The organism is Streptomyces endophyticus, assembly GCF_035798155.1.
Classification (GTDB): domain Bacteria; phylum Actinomycetota; class Actinomycetes; order Streptomycetales; family Streptomycetaceae; genus Streptomyces; species Streptomyces endophyticus.
In genome coordinates this window covers 136473-151125 of record NZ_JAOZYC010000184.1, presented here as the reverse complement: position 1 = coordinate 151125, position 14653 = coordinate 136473, and the positions used below count along the sequence as shown (strand labels likewise).

15 protein-coding genes are annotated in these 14653 nt (G+C 71.7%); 8 read left to right on the top strand and 7 right to left on the bottom strand.

Translation table 11 applies throughout. The features are described 5' to 3' along the window. Positions 1-42: 42 nt before the first annotated feature. Positions 43-2088, top strand: a complete 2046-nt coding sequence (locus tag OKJ99_RS37030) for an APC family permease (RefSeq protein WP_326022756.1) — start codon at positions 43-45, stop codon at positions 2086-2088. Positions 2089-2208: 120 nt separating this feature from the next. Further along, complete coding sequence (locus tag OKJ99_RS37025) at positions 2209-3537, top strand: class I SAM-dependent RNA methyltransferase (protein ID WP_326022754.1); 1329 nt, start codon at positions 2209-2211, stop codon at positions 3535-3537. Between the two features lie 38 nt (positions 3538-3575). On the opposite strand, the gene OKJ99_RS37020 is transcribed toward OKJ99_RS37025, so the two are convergent. Continuing rightward, entirely contained in the window at positions 3576-3974 is a 399-nt protein-coding gene (locus OKJ99_RS37020; RefSeq protein ID WP_326022752.1) for a VOC family protein, read from the bottom strand. A gap of 102 nt (positions 3975-4076) precedes the next feature. On the opposite strand from OKJ99_RS37020, the gene OKJ99_RS37015 reads away from it, so the two are divergent. Next, entirely contained in the window at positions 4077-5057 is a 981-nt protein-coding gene (locus tag OKJ99_RS37015; RefSeq protein ID WP_326022750.1) for a helix-turn-helix transcriptional regulator, read from the top strand. A 39-nt stretch (positions 5058-5096) separates the two neighbouring features. Here OKJ99_RS37015 and OKJ99_RS37010 read toward each other — a convergent pair whose 3' ends face one another. From OKJ99_RS37010 to OKJ99_RS36995, 4 genes are read right to left on the bottom strand one after another with little or no spacing between them, the layout of a single operon-like run. Continuing rightward, positions 5097-6656, bottom strand: coding sequence for an AbgT family transporter (locus OKJ99_RS37010; RefSeq protein WP_326022748.1), 1560 nt, complete (start codon positions 6654-6656; stop codon positions 5097-5099). A gap of 15 nt (positions 6657-6671) precedes the next feature. Continuing rightward, positions 6672-7619 carry an alpha/beta hydrolase family esterase gene (locus OKJ99_RS37005; RefSeq protein WP_326022747.1) on the bottom strand — a complete coding sequence of 316 codons (948 nt, stop codon included), beginning with the start codon at positions 7617-7619 and terminating at the stop codon, positions 6672-6674. 44 nt (positions 7620-7663) lie between these two features. Beyond that, on the bottom strand, positions 7664-8437 hold the full coding sequence (locus OKJ99_RS37000; RefSeq protein ID WP_326022746.1) for a creatininase family protein: 774 nt from the start codon (positions 8435-8437) through the stop codon (positions 7664-7666). After that, a complete protein-coding gene (locus OKJ99_RS36995; protein WP_326022745.1) occupies positions 8434-9132 on the bottom strand; it encodes a FadR/GntR family transcriptional regulator in 699 nt (232 codons plus the stop codon). The genes OKJ99_RS37000 and OKJ99_RS36995 overlap by 4 nt, the downstream gene beginning before the upstream one ends. Before the next feature lie 213 nt (positions 9133-9345). On the opposite strand from OKJ99_RS36995, the gene OKJ99_RS36990 reads away from it, so the two are divergent. The 5 genes from OKJ99_RS36990 (at position 9346) to OKJ99_RS36970 (ending at position 13034) form a co-directional block, all read left to right on the top strand. Beyond that, positions 9346-10152: an ABC transporter ATP-binding protein gene (locus OKJ99_RS36990; RefSeq protein WP_326022743.1), complete on the top strand. Its 807-nt coding sequence runs from the start codon at positions 9346-9348 to the stop codon at positions 10150-10152. A 121-nt stretch (positions 10153-10273) separates the two neighbouring features. Next, on the top strand, positions 10274-10654 hold the full coding sequence (locus OKJ99_RS36985; protein WP_326022742.1) for a cell division protein SepF: 381 nt from the start codon (positions 10274-10276) through the stop codon (positions 10652-10654). Between the two features lie 115 nt (positions 10655-10769). Next, positions 10770-11936, top strand: coding sequence for an AAA family ATPase (locus OKJ99_RS36980; protein ID WP_326022741.1), 1167 nt, complete (start codon positions 10770-10772; stop codon positions 11934-11936). Then, complete coding sequence (locus OKJ99_RS36975; protein ID WP_326022739.1) at positions 11933-12325, top strand: nucleotide pyrophosphohydrolase; 393 nt, start codon at positions 11933-11935, stop codon at positions 12323-12325. Before OKJ99_RS36980 ends, OKJ99_RS36975 begins: the two co-directional genes overlap by 4 nt. A 205-nt stretch (positions 12326-12530) precedes the next feature. Continuing rightward, complete coding sequence (locus tag OKJ99_RS36970) at positions 12531-13034, top strand: DUF6099 family protein (protein ID WP_326022738.1); 504 nt, start codon at positions 12531-12533, stop codon at positions 13032-13034. Positions 13035-13084: 50 nt separating this feature from the next. Here the strand turns inward: OKJ99_RS36970 and OKJ99_RS36965 are convergent, their stop codons facing one another. Both OKJ99_RS36965 and OKJ99_RS36960 read right to left on the bottom strand, forming a co-directional pair. Beyond that, a complete protein-coding gene (locus tag OKJ99_RS36965) occupies positions 13085-13273 on the bottom strand; it encodes a hypothetical protein (protein ID WP_326022736.1) in 189 nt (62 codons plus the stop codon). 397 nt (positions 13274-13670) lie between these two features. Beyond that, positions 13671-14594, bottom strand: a complete 924-nt coding sequence (locus OKJ99_RS36960) for an LLM class F420-dependent oxidoreductase (RefSeq protein WP_326022735.1) — start codon at positions 14592-14594, stop codon at positions 13671-13673. Between the last annotated feature and the right edge of the window lie 59 nt (positions 14595-14653).

The following is a 14653-nucleotide window of genomic DNA, read 5'->3' as shown; positions in this document are numbered from 1 at the left end:
GTGGGTGGGCGGCCCCCCGTTCGAACGCTTACGATCCTCTCCGTGTCCAAACTGACCGACGTGCCCAAACGGATCTTGATCGGGCGCGCACTGCGCAGTGATCGGCTTGGGGAAACGCTCCTGCCGAAGCGCATCGCACTCCCCGTTTTCGCCTCCGACCCGCTGTCCTCCGTGGCGTATGCGCCCGGCGAGGTCCTGCTGGTCCTCTCCATCGCGGGCGTGTCGGCGTACCACTTCAGCCCCTGGATCGCGGTCGCGGTCGTCGTGCTGATGTTCACGGTCGTCGCCTCCTACCGCCAGAACGTCCATGCCTATCCGAGCGGTGGCGGCGACTACGAGGTGGCGAACACCAACCTCGGGCCGAAGGCCGGGCTCACCGTCGCGAGCGCGCTGCTCGTCGACTACGTCCTGACCGTGGCCGTGTCGATCTCGTCCGGCATCGAGAACCTCGGCTCCGCGATCCCGTTCGTGGTCGAGCACAAGGTGCTGTGCGCGGTCGTCGTGATCGTCCTGCTCACCGTGATGAACCTGCGCGGTGTGAAGGAGTCGGGGAAGCTTTTCGCCATTCCCACGTACGTCTTCGTGGCCGGCGTCTTCATCATGATCGCCTGGGGTGCGTTCCGCGGGCTCGTCCTCGGCGACTCCATGAAGGCGCCCACCGCCGACTTCCACATCAAGGCCGAGCACCAGGGCCTCGCGGGCTTCGCGCTCGTGTTCCTCCTGCTGCGGGCCTTCTCCTCCGGTTGTGCGGCGCTCACCGGCGTCGAGGCGATCTCCAACGGCGTCCCGGCGTTCCGCAAGCCCAAGTCGAAGAACGCGGCGAGCACCCTCGCGCTGATGGGCGGCCTCGCCGTCACCATGTTCTGCGGCATCATCGTGCTCGCCCTCACGACCGACGTACGGATGGCGGAGAACCCGGCGAAGGACCTGATCCACCACGGTGCCGCGGTCGGCTCCGGCTTCGTTCAGGACCCGGTGATCTCCCAGGTCGCCGAGGCCGTCTTCGGCGGCGGCAGCTTCATGTTCCTGATCCTCGCGGCCGCCACCGCCCTCGTCCTCTTCCTCGCGGCCAACACCGCGTACAACGGCTTCCCGCTGCTCGGCTCGATCCTCGCCCAGGACCGCTACCTGCCGCGCCAGCTGCACACCCGCGGCGACCGCCTCGCGTTCTCCAACGGCATCGTGCTGCTCGCGGGCGCCGCGGCCCTCCTGGTCGTCATCTACGGAGCCGACTCGACCCGGCTGATCCAGCTGTACATCGTGGGCGTCTTCGTGTCGTTCACGCTCAGCCAGATCGGCATGGTCCGGCACTGGAACCGGCACCTGGCCTCCGAGCGTGACCAGGCCAAGCGACGCCACATGATCCGCTCCCGCGCGATCAACACGTTCGGCGCGTTCTTCACCGGCCTCGTCCTCGTGGTCGTCCTCCTTACGAAGTTCACGCACGGCGCCTGGGTCGCCCTGCTCGGCATGGTCATCTTCTTCGTGACGATGTCCGCGATCCGCAAGCACTACGACCGGGTCGCCGAGGAGATCGCCGCCCCCGAGGTCCCGACCGACGACAGCGTGCGCCCCTCGCGGGTCCACTCGCTCGTCCTCGTGTCGAAGATCCACCGGCCGACGCTGCGCGCGATCGCGTACGCCAAGTTGATGCGTACGGACACCCTTGAGGCATTGAGCGTCAATGTTGATCCGGCGGAGACGAAGGCATTGAGGGACGAGTGGGAGCGTCGAGGTATCGACGTACCGCTCAAGGTTCTTGACTCGCCGTACCGGGAAATCACCCGGCCGATCATCGAGTACGTCAAGAACCTCCGTAAGGAGTCCCCGCGCGACGCGGTCAGCGTGATCATCCCGGAGTACGTGGTCGGCCACTGGTACGAGCACCTGCTGCACAACCAGAGCGCACTGCGCCTGAAGGGCCGGCTGCTCTTCACGCCCGGCATCATGGTGACCTCCGTCCCCTACCAGCTGGAGTCCTCCGAGGCCGCGAAGAAGCGGGCCCGCAGGCGGTCCGAGTGGAACGCGCCGGGTGCCGTGCGACGCGGTCCGGTCGAGAAGCGCCCGAAGGAGCCCAGCTCCAAGTAGCCGGGCGCCTGCCTTGGTGAGCGGCCGGACGACAGCCACGTAAGCTGGTGGGCTGTTGTCCGGTCGCTTTTCCGTGGCCGCGACGCCGAAGATTTCCCCCTTACGTACTGGAGCCCCGCCATGCAGGCAGAACCGACGAAGTCACTGGTGGGGGAGGAGTACGAGGTCGAGGTCGGCCCCGTCGCGCACGGCGGTCACTGCATCGCGCGCACGGCCGAGGGCCAGGTCCTCTTCGTCCGGCACACCCTCCCGGGGGAGCGGGTCGTCGCCCGTGTCACCGACGGCGAGGAGGGCGCGCGCTTCCTGCGCGCGGACGCCGTGCAGGTGCTTGAGCCGTCCAAGGACCGCGTCGAGGCACCCTGTCCGTACGCGGGTCCAGGGCGTTGCGGCGGCTGCGACTGGCAGCACGCCAAGCCCGGCGCGCAGCGCCGCCTCAAGGGCGAGGTCATCGCCGAGCAGCTCCTGCGCCTCGCGGGCCTCACGCCCGAGCAGGCCGGCTGGGACGGCACGGTCATGCCGGCCGAGGGCGACAAACTCCCGTCGGGCGAGGTGCCGCAGTGGCGTACGCGCGTCCAGTACGCGGTCGACGCCGACGGCAACGCGGGCCTGCGCCGCCACCGCTCGCACGAGGTCGAGCCCATCGAGCACTGCATGATCGCCGCCGAGGGCGTGTCCGAGCTGGGCGTCGAGAAGCACGACTGGTCCGGCATGGAGTCCGTCGAGGCGATCGCGGCGACCGGGTCCCAGGACCGCATGGTGATCCTCGAGCCCAAGCCCGGCGCCCGGCTGCCCCTCGTCGAACTCGACAAGCCTGCCTCCGTCATGCGTATCGAGGAGAACGACGGCGGAATCCACCGCGTCCACGGCCGCGCCTTCGTGCGCGAGCGTGCCGACGGCCGCACCTACCGGGTCGGCAGCGGCGGCTTCTGGCAGGTGCACCCGCAGGCCGCCGAGACGCTGATGCGCGCGGTCATGCAGGGCCTGCTGCCCCGCAAGGGCGAGATGGCGCTCGACCTGTACTGCGGCGTCGGCCTCTTCGCGGGCGCGCTCGCGGACCGGATCGGCGACAAGGGCGCGGTGCTCGGCATCGAGTCCGGCAAGCGCGCGGTCGAGGACGCCCGGCACAACCTCGCCTCCTTCGACCGGGTCCGTATCGAACAGGGCAAGGTCGAGGCGGTCCTGCCGCGCACCGGCATCGATGAGGTCGACCTCATCGTCCTGGACCCGCCGCGCGCGGGCGCGGGCAAGAAGACGGTCGCCCACCTCACGACGCTCGGCGCGCGCCGCATCGCGTACGTCGCCTGTGACCCGGCGGCGCTGGCCCGGGACCTGGCGTACTTCAAGGAGGGCGGGTACAAGGTGCGGATGCTCAGGGCGTTCGATCTGTTCCCGATGACGCACCACGTGGAGTGCGTGGCGATCCTGGAGCCGGTGAAGAAGGACGCCTGACGCTCGACGCGGGCCCGGTGGCGCTCACGGTGTGGGCGTCACCGCGCGAACTTCGCGACCGCCTCCGCGGTGACCGGTGTGAAGAAGTTGACCAGGTTGCCGTCGGGGTCGCGGAAGAGCAGGGAGCGGTTGCCCCAGGGCATCGTGGTGGGCTCGTTGACGAAGTCCGTGACGTGGGCGGTCAGGTCCCGGTGGGCGCGGTCCACGTCGGCGACGAGGAACTCGGTGATCACGCTGGCGTTGGCGGCCGGGCGGGCCGAGTCCGGGGCGAACAGCGGGACCGTGCGGGTGCTGGCGATCGCGAGCGTGCCGTGCGGTGTCCGGAGTTCGGCGAAGTCCTCGGTCGCCCACGTCGCCTGCACGCCGGTGGCCCGCTCGTAGAACTCGACGAGGCGGGCGACGTCACCCGTGATGATGCGGATCGATACGAAGTCCATGAGGTCTCCCTGAGCTCTGGGCGGGTCGGGTGCTTCGCAGGCTAGAAGCAATAGCGGACAGAATCGGTCCGGTATCCGGGCTTCTCGCGTTAGCCTGCGGGCATGTCCCGACCCACCGGCCGCGTGCTCACCCTCCTGGAGCTGTTGCAGTCCGGCGGCACCCGGACCGTCGCCGAACTCGCCGACCGGCTCGGCGTCGACGGACGCACCGTGCGGCGGTACGTCGACCACCTCATCGACCTCGACGTCCCCGTGGAGTCGGTGCGCGGCCGCTACGGCGGGTACCGGCTCGGCCCCGGGCACCGGCTGCCCCCGCTGATGCTCGGCGACGACGAGGCGCTGGCCGTGCTGCTCGGCCTGATCGCCGGTCGGCGGGCGGGGCTCACGGCGGCGGGGGACACGGCGAGCGAGACGGCCGCCGCGAAGATCCGCCGGGTGCTGCCCAAGCCGCTCGCCCGGCGGCTCGACACGCTCCTGGACTCGCTCTCCTTCACGGACCCGGACCGGCCCGGCGAGCAGGCCCCCGCCCCGGACGCCGGGGTGCTGCTCACCGTCGCCGACGCGGTGCGCCACCGCCGGCCCGTCTCGATCCGGTACGTCGACGGGGAGGGGCGGCGCAGCGAGCGCACGCTGCATCCGTACGGGATCGTCGCCCACGCGGGCCGCTGGTACGTCGCCGGGCGGGACGCCGGGCTCGGCGAGGACCGGAACTTCCGGCTCGACCGGATCGCGGACGCGCGGTCGCTGCCCGGTACGTTCGAGGAGCCGGAGGGGCCCGACCCGGCGCGGCGCGTGCTGTCGGGGCTCGCCACGGCCGCGTACCGGTACGAGGTGACCCTGCGGGTCCACGGCACCGTCGAGCAGATCCGGGCCCGGCTCCCCGCGAGTGTCGCGGTCCTGGACGAGACCGAGCCCGCCGTCGAGCGCCGACGGCGCGTCGAGCTGCGGGCGCAGCGGCTCGACTGGCTGCCCCCGGTGCTCGCCTCGCTCGACCGGCCGTTCGTGGTCGAGCGCCCCGCCGAACTCCGCGACCTCGTCGGGGAGTTCGCCGATCGCCTCGCGTCGTATGCCCGTCGAACCTGACGTCACCTCCGAGGCGGCGCGCCGTCGATCCCCTCGGCGTCAGCGCACGGGAGCCCCAGGACCCAGCGGAATTCCGAGCGCCCACCAGGCGAGGAACAGCAGCGTCCACGCCGCCGTCATCGCGATCGCCAGCGGCAGCGTGTACGCGGCGAGGGTGCCGATGCCCGCGTCCTTGCGGTAGCGCTGGAGGAAGCCGAGGGCCATCACGAAGTACGGGCTCATCGGGGTGATCGCGGTCGATCCGGAGTCGGCGATGCGGAACAGGGCCTGGGTCGTCTCGGCCGGCACGTGCGCCAGCATCAGCATCGGTACGAGGACGGGCGCGGCCAGCGCCCACATCGCGGACCCGCTGGTCACCATGACGTTCACGACGGTCAGCAGAAGCAGGATCAGCAGGAACACCACGACGATCGGCATCCCGCTGTGCTCCAGGAGTTCCGCAGCCCGCACCGCCAGGACGTCGCCGATGTGCGTCCAGTCGAAGTAGGCGAGGAACTGGGCGATCGCGAAGAACAGCACCAGCACCGGCGCCATCTGCTTCACGCCCGCCGCCATCAGCTTCGGTACGTCGCCGGGCTTCGCGATCGACCCCGAGCGCGCCCCGTACACGATGCCGGTGAGCGCGAACAGGACGGCCACGACGGCCGCGATGCCGTCGATGAACGGCGACTCGACGATGCTGCCGCCGGCCCCGCGCAGGGGAGAGGACGTGGGGGCGAGCGCCGCCACGACCAGTACCAGGCCGCCGCCGAGCGCGAGCAGCGCACGGCGCAGCGCGGACCGTTCGCGTTCGCTGAGGTGCAGCGTGCCCAGGTCCTCGGCGTCGGCGTCGGGATCCGGGTCGAGGTCGGGGCGCTTGGCGAGCACCCAGCGCGTGACCAGGGTGATGACCGTGGCCAGCAGGAGCGAGGAGGCGATGTTGAAGAACCAGTTGGACAGGGGTGACACGTACGCGTCGTCGCCGCCCGCGATCTTCGCGGCGGCCGTCGTGATGCCCGCGAAGATCGCGTCGTTCGGCGTGGGCACCGGGCTCGCGTCGTAGCCGGAGGCGATCGACGTGTACGCCACGACGATGCCGAGGATCGGGGAGCGGCCCACGGCACGGAAGGCGAGTCCGCCGAGCGGCACCAGGATGATGTACGCGGCGGCCGACGCGACGTGCGCCACCGTCCCGGCGAACGCGACGGCGAACACCACCCACGACGCGGGCACCCGTGCGACCCCGACCTTCATCGCGGCGGACAGGAATCCGCTGCGCTCGGCGACGGCGACGCCCATGATGACGACCACGATCGTCGCCATCGGCGGGAACTCGGCGAAGTTCGACACCATCGTCGACACCGCCATGGCGAGCCCGTCGCCGCTGAGCAGGTTCTGCACGACGACCGTCTTGTGGTCGGCGGGCGACACCACCGACACGTCGAGTCCCGCGAGCACGGCGCTGACGACGGCGAGCACCGCCGACAGGATCCAGAACAGCCAGAACGGGTGCGGCAGCGCGTTCCCCGCCCGCTCGACGACGCCGAGGGCGCGGATGACCAGGGGCAGCCGTGCCGCCCCCGCCTCGTCGGGCGAGGGGGCCTCTCTCTGTACGGTCATGATGACGGCTCCGAACTAACGTGGCGGGGACGGGAGTTGGTGGTTGCGGAAGAACGCCCACATCACCTTGTGGGCCTGGATCGTCTGCGTCGTGTAACCGCCGCCGCTGTAGCCGTCGGCGCCCGGCCAGGTGTGCCCGCCGTCGGTGACCGCGACGTGCGCCACCTCCGCGCCGCCCGCGCAGCCGGTCCACCGCGACGTCGTGATGTCGGGGTCGGTGACCTCGTCGGGTGTTCGGGTGCGGCAGCCGTCCCGATCGGCCCACTCGCGCACCCAGTCCTGGATCGCGGGCAGGTCGCGGTCGGTGTCACCGGCGTACGGGATGGTGGTGTCGCCGGTGCCGTGGAAGTCGAGGACGGGCATCGGGCGCTTCGGGGCGCAGCCGCCCTCGCGGGTGCCGGGGTAGAAGGCGCCCGCGACCGGTGCGACGGCCGCGAAACGGTCGGACATCCGGCAGGCGAGCAGGCCGGTGAACCCGGCGCCGTTCGACTTGCCGGTGGCGTACACCCGCCGCTCGTTCACGCACAGCGAGCCTTCGAGGGAGTCGAGCAGATCCCCGGTGAACGCGACGTCGTCCACGCCGGCCGCCGCGTACGGCGCGCCCTGCCAGGCCTGCCGCTCGCCGTCGCCGGTGCCGACGACGCCGTTCGGGTAGGCGACGATCGCGGGCAGCGTCGAGAGGCGCGAGAACGCCTCCGTTCCGGCGCCGGTGTTGCCGCGCCCGTGGTAGGCGACGATCAGCGGCCAACTGCGTTCGGGCGTATAGCCGTTGGGGAGGTGGAGCTGGTACGTGCGCTCGCGGCCGCCGCTGGTCATGGTGTGCGGGACGCTGGTGCCGGGTCGCTGCGGGGCGGGGGCGTCGCAGCCGGTGGGGCGGGCGGCCGGGGAGGCGTGGGCCGGGGCGAACGGTACGGCGACGAGTGCGGCGGCCAGTACGCAGGCACGCCGAAGTAGACCCTTCATTGCGGCTCCTAAATGAGGGTTGCTCAGGGGTTCGTGTCAGGGGCTTACAAGTCGAGCCACTCCTCGACGAACGCGGACACGCGGTCGACGGCGGCGTCCACGATGGCCCGCCCGTCCTCGGCCGTGACCGACGTCGGGTCGCCGAGCACTCCGTTGGCGCTCAACTCGTCGTAGGGCAGGGTGAGCGTCGGCTGTGAGAAGGAGCGGGCGAGGCGCGCCTCGGGCTTCAGTTCATCCATGGAGACGGAGCCCGGCCTCAGTCGGTCCTGGTGCACCAACTCCGGTGCGAGACACAGCATTTGGGCGGTCTCGGCCTCGCCGCTGTGTCCGTGCACCTCGCTCACTCCCAGGCCCGCCACCACACCGGAGGCGAGTGCGGTCACCGGCGTCCAGGCGAACCGCACGTCGGGGTGGGACACGAGCAGGTCCTGCGCCACCGTGGTCAGCGTCGCGTTGTTGCCGCCGTGCCCCGTGAGCACCAGGAACCGTCGCCAGCCGTGCCGCCGCAGGCTCTCCACGTACTCGCGCACGACCGCGGCGAACGTGGTCGTCGTCAGCGTCACCGTCCCGGCGAACGCCATGTGGTGCGGCGAGACGCCGACCGGGAGCGGCGGGCCGATCACCACGCGTCCGGCGAGCCGGGCCCCGACGAGGTCGGCGATGTGCTCGGCGCGGATGGTGTCCGTGGCGATCGGCATGCCGGGGCCGTGCTGCTCGTAGGCGCCGGCGGGGATGATGACGACAGGGGCGCGGGTGACGGCCTCGGCGGCCTCCTCGGTCGTCAACTCGGCGAGCCGCAGGGGCTGTTCGGTGCTCACGCCGACTCACCTCCCTCGGGGAACTCGGCGGTGAGCACGGTGTCCCGGATCGCGGTCAGGTGCTCGCGGGTGAGCCGCTCGGCGGTCACCGCGTCGCCTTCGCGCACGGCTTCGACGATGCGCAGATGCTCCGCGTGGTCGCGCTCCCGGTCGTTGTAGCGGTGCCGGATCTCGACCTGGTCGCGGGCGCGGACCTGGAGCAGCGCCTCGACGGTCTCCTTCAGCAGCGCGTTCCCGCTGGCCGTCGCGAGCGCCACATGGAAGTGCACGGAGCGGCGCAGCGACTCCTCGGGCGGGAACAGGGCGTTCGCGGCCGCGTGCTCCAACTGCTCGACGCCTTGCGGGAGTCGGATGCGCGCGGCCTCGGCCGCCACCGCCGGTTCGACGACGAGGCGGGCCTCGACGAGTTCGAGCACGGACCGCCGCGAGGTGCGCGGCCGGTGCGGATTGGCCAGCAGCCGCCGCTCGATGCCGGGCCCCACGTACGTCCCCGACCCGTGCCGGAACTCCACGACCTGCATGGCCTCCAGGCGCCGCAGCGCCTCCCGCACGGTCGGCGTCGTCACCTCGAACCGCTTGGCCAGCTCGCGCGAGGAGGCCAGGGCGTCGCCGGGGGAGAGCCGCTCGGTGCGGATGATCTCGACTATGTCGTCCGCGAGGCGCTCGGACAGCGAGGGTTGATCGGCGTAACTCATAAAGTGAATAGATCACTTGGTCGATGGGGGTGTCAACGGTCGTGCACGACTCCGATTTCCACCTCGCGCGCGGCCGGCACCGTCTCGCCGCGCGCCGCCCGGACCGTCCCGTCCACGAAATGGACACCCATCGGGATGAATGCAACATGCAGCTACCCTCCGACGCGTACGACGACCCGTCACCGGCTCGTACGCGATGAGGCAGGAGGCGCCATGAACGAGAATCAGGGCCGGGCCGTGGCCACCCTCGACGGCGTGAGCATGCGCCGGTACACCACCGGTCAGGTCATCCTCGACGACATCGACTGGACGGTCCGGTCCGGCGAGCACTGGGCCCTGCTCGGCCCGAACGGCGCGGGCAAGACCAGCATCCTGCGCCTCGTCGGTGCCACCAACTTCCCCACCACCGGCACCGTCGAGGTCCTCGGCCACCGGCTCGGCCGCGTCGACGTCCGTGAGCTGCGCGCGCTCATCGGGCACGTCTCCACCTCGCAGCGCGTCCCCCTGGACCTGCCGGGCCACGCCGTCGTCCTCACCGGCCACAGCGGCACCGTCCAACCGCTCTGGAAGACGTACGACGACGAGGTGCGCGAGCGGGCCCACGCGCTCCTCGCCGAACTCCAGGTCAAGGAGCTCGCCGACCGCCCCTACGGTGTCTGCTCCGGTGGCCAGCGCGCCCGCCTGCTGATCGCCCGCGCCCTCATGGCGGACCCGGCGCTGCTCCTGCTCGACGAGCCGTTCAACGCGCTCGACCTGCCCTCGCGCGAGGACCTCATCGATACGATGCGTCAGCTCGCGCTCGGGCGACCGGAGTTGGCGACGGTGACCGTCACGCATCACCTGGAAGAGCTCTCTCCGGCCATCAGCCACGCCCTCCTGCTGCGCGAGGGCCGCGTCCTCGCCCGCGGCGCCGTGGACGACGTACTCACCAAGGACCTGATGACGTCCTGTTTCGGCCGCCCGATCGAGGTCACCCGGCACGCCGGTCGGTGGCTGGCGCGCTCCGGTGACCAGGTGTGAGGTGACCGGGTGTGACCGGTCGCACGGACTCCGGACCGTGTCGGTGTTGGGCCGAACGGGTTACATCGCGTAAGAATTGGGCGGTGCAGACATCAGTGCGAGCCCATACGGGGTGGGGCCAGTGAACAGCCACGACGTCACCGACGAACAGTGGGAAGGGCTCGCCCAGGTCGTCCCGTTGCGCAGCCGCAACGAGTGGCCGTCGGCCGTCGACCACCGGGCGATGCCAGAAGCCGAGACGGAGCCGCGACGACGCTTCGTCGTCCTGCGCATCAACATCTTCGGCGACGCGCGCGAGGTCGCCGAGACCGTCATGTCCGGCATCCCGGTGCTGCTCGACCTGACCGGCGCCGAGACCGATGTGGCCAAGCGGGTCCTGGACTTCAGCAGCGGCGTCGTCATGGGCCTCGGCTGCGGCATGCACCGCGTCGACCGCAATGTCTTTCTGCTGGCGCCTCCCGGTACCGAGGTCCAGGGGCTGGTGCAGGGGGCCGTCTCGTAGCCGGTCGGCCGTAGCGGCACCGCCGGGGCAAGCCCGACGGGCATAGTCCGCTCGATCGTAGGAAGGCCACCCCGCGCAAACGGTTCTGCGCGTCCGGCCCGCATACGTTCAACCCATGACCCTGCTCCGGCGGGACGCACCGCCGCTCCCCGGCGCGTCCCCCGACCGCCCGCGCGTGACCCGGCTCAGGCTCGCCGCCTTCGCCCGGCACCGCGGCACCATCGTCCCCCTCGGCCCGTTCACCGCCGTGTCGGGCCCCAGCGGCAGCGGCAAGACCAGCGCGCTGCGCGCCTTCGCGGCACTCGCCGGACTCGGCGGCGGGGCACACCTGGCGGACGTGTTCCCCGACCCCCGCGCCTACGTTCCCGAACGCGCACGGCCCGACGCCGAACTCCGCCGCGGGTTCCACATCGGCTGCACCGTCGAAGGCCCGGTGGGACCCGTACGGCTCGACCTGGCCGTCCAGGCCGAGCCCGAACTCCGCGTCGTCGGCGAGCGGTTGACCGGGCCCGACATCACCTACCTGCAGACCGCCCTGCGCGACCCCGGCCGCCGCGACGTCCAGGCCGCCTGGCACACCGCGGGCTCGGTGCCCGTGACCCGCGGGCCGCTCCCCGACGACCTGCTCGGCACGGCGATGCTCCCGCTGCGCGTCGCGGGCCGCACCGAAGGGCAGCGCAAGGTGCTCGCCGCGGCCGAACAGGTCGTCGTCGGCCTGCGCTCCACCTTCGCCTGCGACCCCGACCCCACGCGGATGCGCACCCCGGCCCCCGCGGCGGCCGACCGACTGCACGGCGGCTGCGACAACCTCGCCGCGGTGCTGCGCCGCACCGCAGCCGAGTGCGGGCACCGGCACGCGCTGTTCGTCGCGGCGGCCCGCGCGGGCCTCGTGGGACCGGTGGCCGACGTGCGTGCCGTGACCGCGCCCGACGGGACCGTGCGCGCCGTCGTGGACCGCGGCGGCGGGGTGACCAGCCCCGTCGAGCGGCTCGCGGACGGCGAGTTGAGGTACCTGGCCCTCGCGCTCGTCCTGCTCACCGGGCCCCGCGTGCTCGCCGTCGACGCGGCGGCCGAGGTCCCGGAGGCGTACCAGAGCCTGACCGTCCTCGCGGACGGCTTCGACCGGGGTCTCGACCGCTCCCAGTGCGCCGAACTCACCGCGCTGGCCGCCCGGATGTGCGCCCGTGGCCACATCCGGCTCGTCGCCGCGGTGGGTGAGGGGTCGGAGGCGGAGCGGGGAGCGCGGGCGGAAGGGGCGGCGATGGTAGACCTGGGGCCATGAACGAGGAACGTGAAGAATCCCGCCCCGCGAGCGACCGTGAGGAAGTCCGTCCGCTCGACGTGGCGGCTCTCCAGGCGCGCCTGGCCCGGTTCGCGGTCGCCCGCGACTGGCAGCCCTTCCACACGCCGAAGAACCTGGCGGCCGCGCTGAGCGTCGAGGCGTCCGAACTGGTCGAGATCTTCCAGTGGTTGACCCCCGAGCAGTCGGTGCGCGTGATGGAGGACCCGGGCTCGGCCCACCGCGTCGAGGACGAGGTCGCCGACGTCCTCGCGTATCTGCTGCAACTGTGCGAGGTGCTGGGCATCGACGCGCTGGCCGCACTCTCGGCGAAGATCGACCGCAACGAGCGGCGGTTCCCGGCGCGGGGCGAGGGCGCCGACGCGGGGTAGGGCGGACGCGGGGTAGAGCTAGAGCGGACGCCGCGGCTCCGTCAACTGCCCACCCAGACACCGAATGTCACTCTCCGGAGTCGTTGGCTTATCCACATCGGGCCTTGTGTCCACAAATTTCGGGCTTCCCCTGGCTTTTCGCCGCACATGCCTTCACTCTGGGTAGTGGACGAAGGAGTTCGGGCGGGAGACGGACGGGGACGCGATGGATGCGGTGCGGCTCATCGGGGTCGGCCGACGGGCCCTGGCGGAGAGCCAGGATCCGCGGGACATCATGAGGGAGGCGTGGCAGGCACAGGCCTTGGCGCAGGCGATAGGGGGCCGCCTCGCGATGCAAGGGCCGCGGGAGTTACGAGGCGAGGCGCTGGGACTGAGCGAGGCGGGGGCGCGCGGCAGCGGGGGTGCGGCGACGCCGGTCGTGGGGGCCGGTGGCATACGGGCGGCGCAGCTGACCGAACTGGGCGATGTGCACCGGGCGTTGGTGGATCTCGGCGTACTGCTCGGCGACGTGGGCATCGCGCTCGTCGGAGTGGCGAGCGAGTCCTTCGAGGAAGGAGCCTATTGGCAGTGCATGGAAGCGATCGACGCGGCGGATGAATCGCGGGACAGAATCCTCGGGATACTGCGGCGGCTCCCGGAGGACTGCCGCGCGCTGCCCCTCGCCGGCCGGGAGCCCGCGCCCGAGCCGGACTCGGACTCGGCGGCCTGAGACCGGCGGGCGCGGAGCCGCGCGGGCGCCCGACGCGGTGGGCGTCTCGTTCAGATGTCCTCGCCGCTCGGTGGCGAAGTCCTGGGCGGCTGCTGGAGGTCGGCGTCGAGCTGCGTCAGGTCGGCGTTGAGCGCGGCCATCAGCTCTTCCATCTGCTGCAGCAGACCCTTGGGTGCGCCTTCCTGCTCCGGCGGGGACGTGTCGTGCACGGCCTCATCGGGCACGGCTTCCTGGGACATGGCGGCCTCCTCGGCCCTCGCCCTCCCGCGCGGGAAGGCAGTTGACGCAATCGTGACGCCCGGCAGGGACCGCCGGCGCGGGGGCCGGGCGGTCCGGCTCCGCCCGAGTCAACGATCACGACCGGGGCCGGGTCACTGCACGTCCCCGCCACCACGCGCCGGGTTGACGGGATTTCACCCGACCGTGGCGGCGGGCCCGAAGGAGCGGGCGCCGAGGTCGACGGGTGTGCGAGAGGACGTGTGCGCGAACGCTCCGCTGGGGGCGGGGGCGGGGGCGGGGGGTGAGCAGGGGGGCAGTCGGTGTGCTGCTCCCTCGGGGCGTGCCGCCCCCACCCGTCCGTCGGAGCGCTCGCGGCAGCGTCCCCGCTGAGCTCAGCTCCGCTCAGCTCAGCTCCGCTCAGCTCAGCTGCGGAGTCACCTCGGAGGCGATCAGGTCCAGGTGGTCCAGGTCGTCGAGGTCGAGCATCTGGAGGTACATCCGTTGGGAGCCCACGGCTTGGTAGGCGGCGAGGCGTTCGACGACCTCGGCGGGGGAGCCGGCGAGGCCGTTGGCCTTGAGCTCGTCGACGTCGCGGCCGATGGCGTCGGCGCGGCGCTTGACCTCGGCGTCGGTGCGGCCGACGCAGGCGATGAGGGCGTTGGAGTAGGTGAGCGCGTCCTGGGCGCGCCCGTGCTCGCCGGCCGCGGCCTTCACGCGCTTGAACTGCTGCTCCGTGTCGGAGATCGAGGCGAAGGGGATGTTGAACTCGGTGGCGAACTTGGCGGCGAGCGCCGGGGTCTTCTTGGCGCCGTGGCCGCCGACGAGGATCGGGACGCGCGGCTGGGTGGGCTTGGGCAGGGCGGGGGAGTCCTTCAACTGGTAGAAGGTCCCGTCGTAGTTGAAGCGCTGCCCGACCGGCGTCTCCCACAGGCCCGTCACGATGGCGAGCTGCTCCTCGAGGCGCCCGAACTTCTCCTTCGGGAACGGGATGCCGTACGCGGAGTGCTCCTCCTCGTACCAGCCGGAGCCGAGCCCCAGCTCGACGCGGCCGCCGGACATCTGGTCGACCTGCGCGACCTGGATGGCGAGCACGCCGGGCAGCCGGAAGGTGCCGGCCGTCATCAGCGTGCCGAGCCGGATCCGCCGGGTCTCGCGGGCGAGCCCGGCGAGCGTCGTCCAGGCGTCCGTGGGCCCCGGCAGACCGTCGACGGGTCCCATGTGGAGGTAGTGGTCCGAGCGGAAAAAGGCCCCGTAATTCAAGTCCTCGGCGGCCTTGGCGACGCGGAGCAGCGTCTCGTAGGTCGCGCCCTGCTGCGGTTCGGTGAATACGCGAAGATCCATGCATCCATCATGCAGGTCAGTGGTGCGCGCTTCGATGATCCGGGCGCCGTCGTGCGGGC

Coding starts and splice junctions, on each gene's coding strand:
- OKJ99_RS37005 (WP_326022747.1), bottom strand. CDS start 7,619: ATGAAGGGTCTACTTCGGCGTGCCTGCGTACTGGCCGCCGCACTCGTC.
- OKJ99_RS36980 (WP_326022741.1), top strand. CDS start 10,770: ATGACCCTGCTCCGGCGGGACGCACCGCCGCTCCCCGGCGCGTCCCCC.
- OKJ99_RS36970 (WP_326022738.1), top strand. CDS start 12,531: ATGGATGCGGTGCGGCTCATCGGGGTCGGCCGACGGGCCCTGGCGGAG.
- OKJ99_RS37015 (WP_326022750.1), top strand. CDS start 4,077: ATGTCCCGACCCACCGGCCGCGTGCTCACCCTCCTGGAGCTGTTGCAG.
- OKJ99_RS36995 (WP_326022745.1), bottom strand. CDS start 9,132: ATGAGTTACGCCGATCAACCCTCGCTGTCCGAGCGCCTCGCGGACGAC.
- OKJ99_RS37020 (WP_326022752.1), bottom strand. CDS start 3,974: ATGGACTTCGTATCGATCCGCATCATCACGGGTGACGTCGCCCGCCTC.
- OKJ99_RS36990 (WP_326022743.1), top strand. CDS start 9,346: ATGAACGAGAATCAGGGCCGGGCCGTGGCCACCCTCGACGGCGTGAGC.
- OKJ99_RS36960 (WP_326022735.1), bottom strand. CDS start 14,594: ATGGATCTTCGCGTATTCACCGAACCGCAGCAGGGCGCGACCTACGAG.
- OKJ99_RS36975 (WP_326022739.1), top strand. CDS start 11,933: ATGAACGAGGAACGTGAAGAATCCCGCCCCGCGAGCGACCGTGAGGAA.
- OKJ99_RS37025 (WP_326022754.1), top strand. CDS start 2,209: ATGCAGGCAGAACCGACGAAGTCACTGGTGGGGGAGGAGTACGAGGTC.
- OKJ99_RS37010 (WP_326022748.1), bottom strand. CDS start 6,656: ATGACCGTACAGAGAGAGGCCCCCTCGCCCGACGAGGCGGGGGCGGCA.
- OKJ99_RS36965 (WP_326022736.1), bottom strand. CDS start 13,273: ATGTCCCAGGAAGCCGTGCCCGATGAGGCCGTGCACGACACGTCCCCG.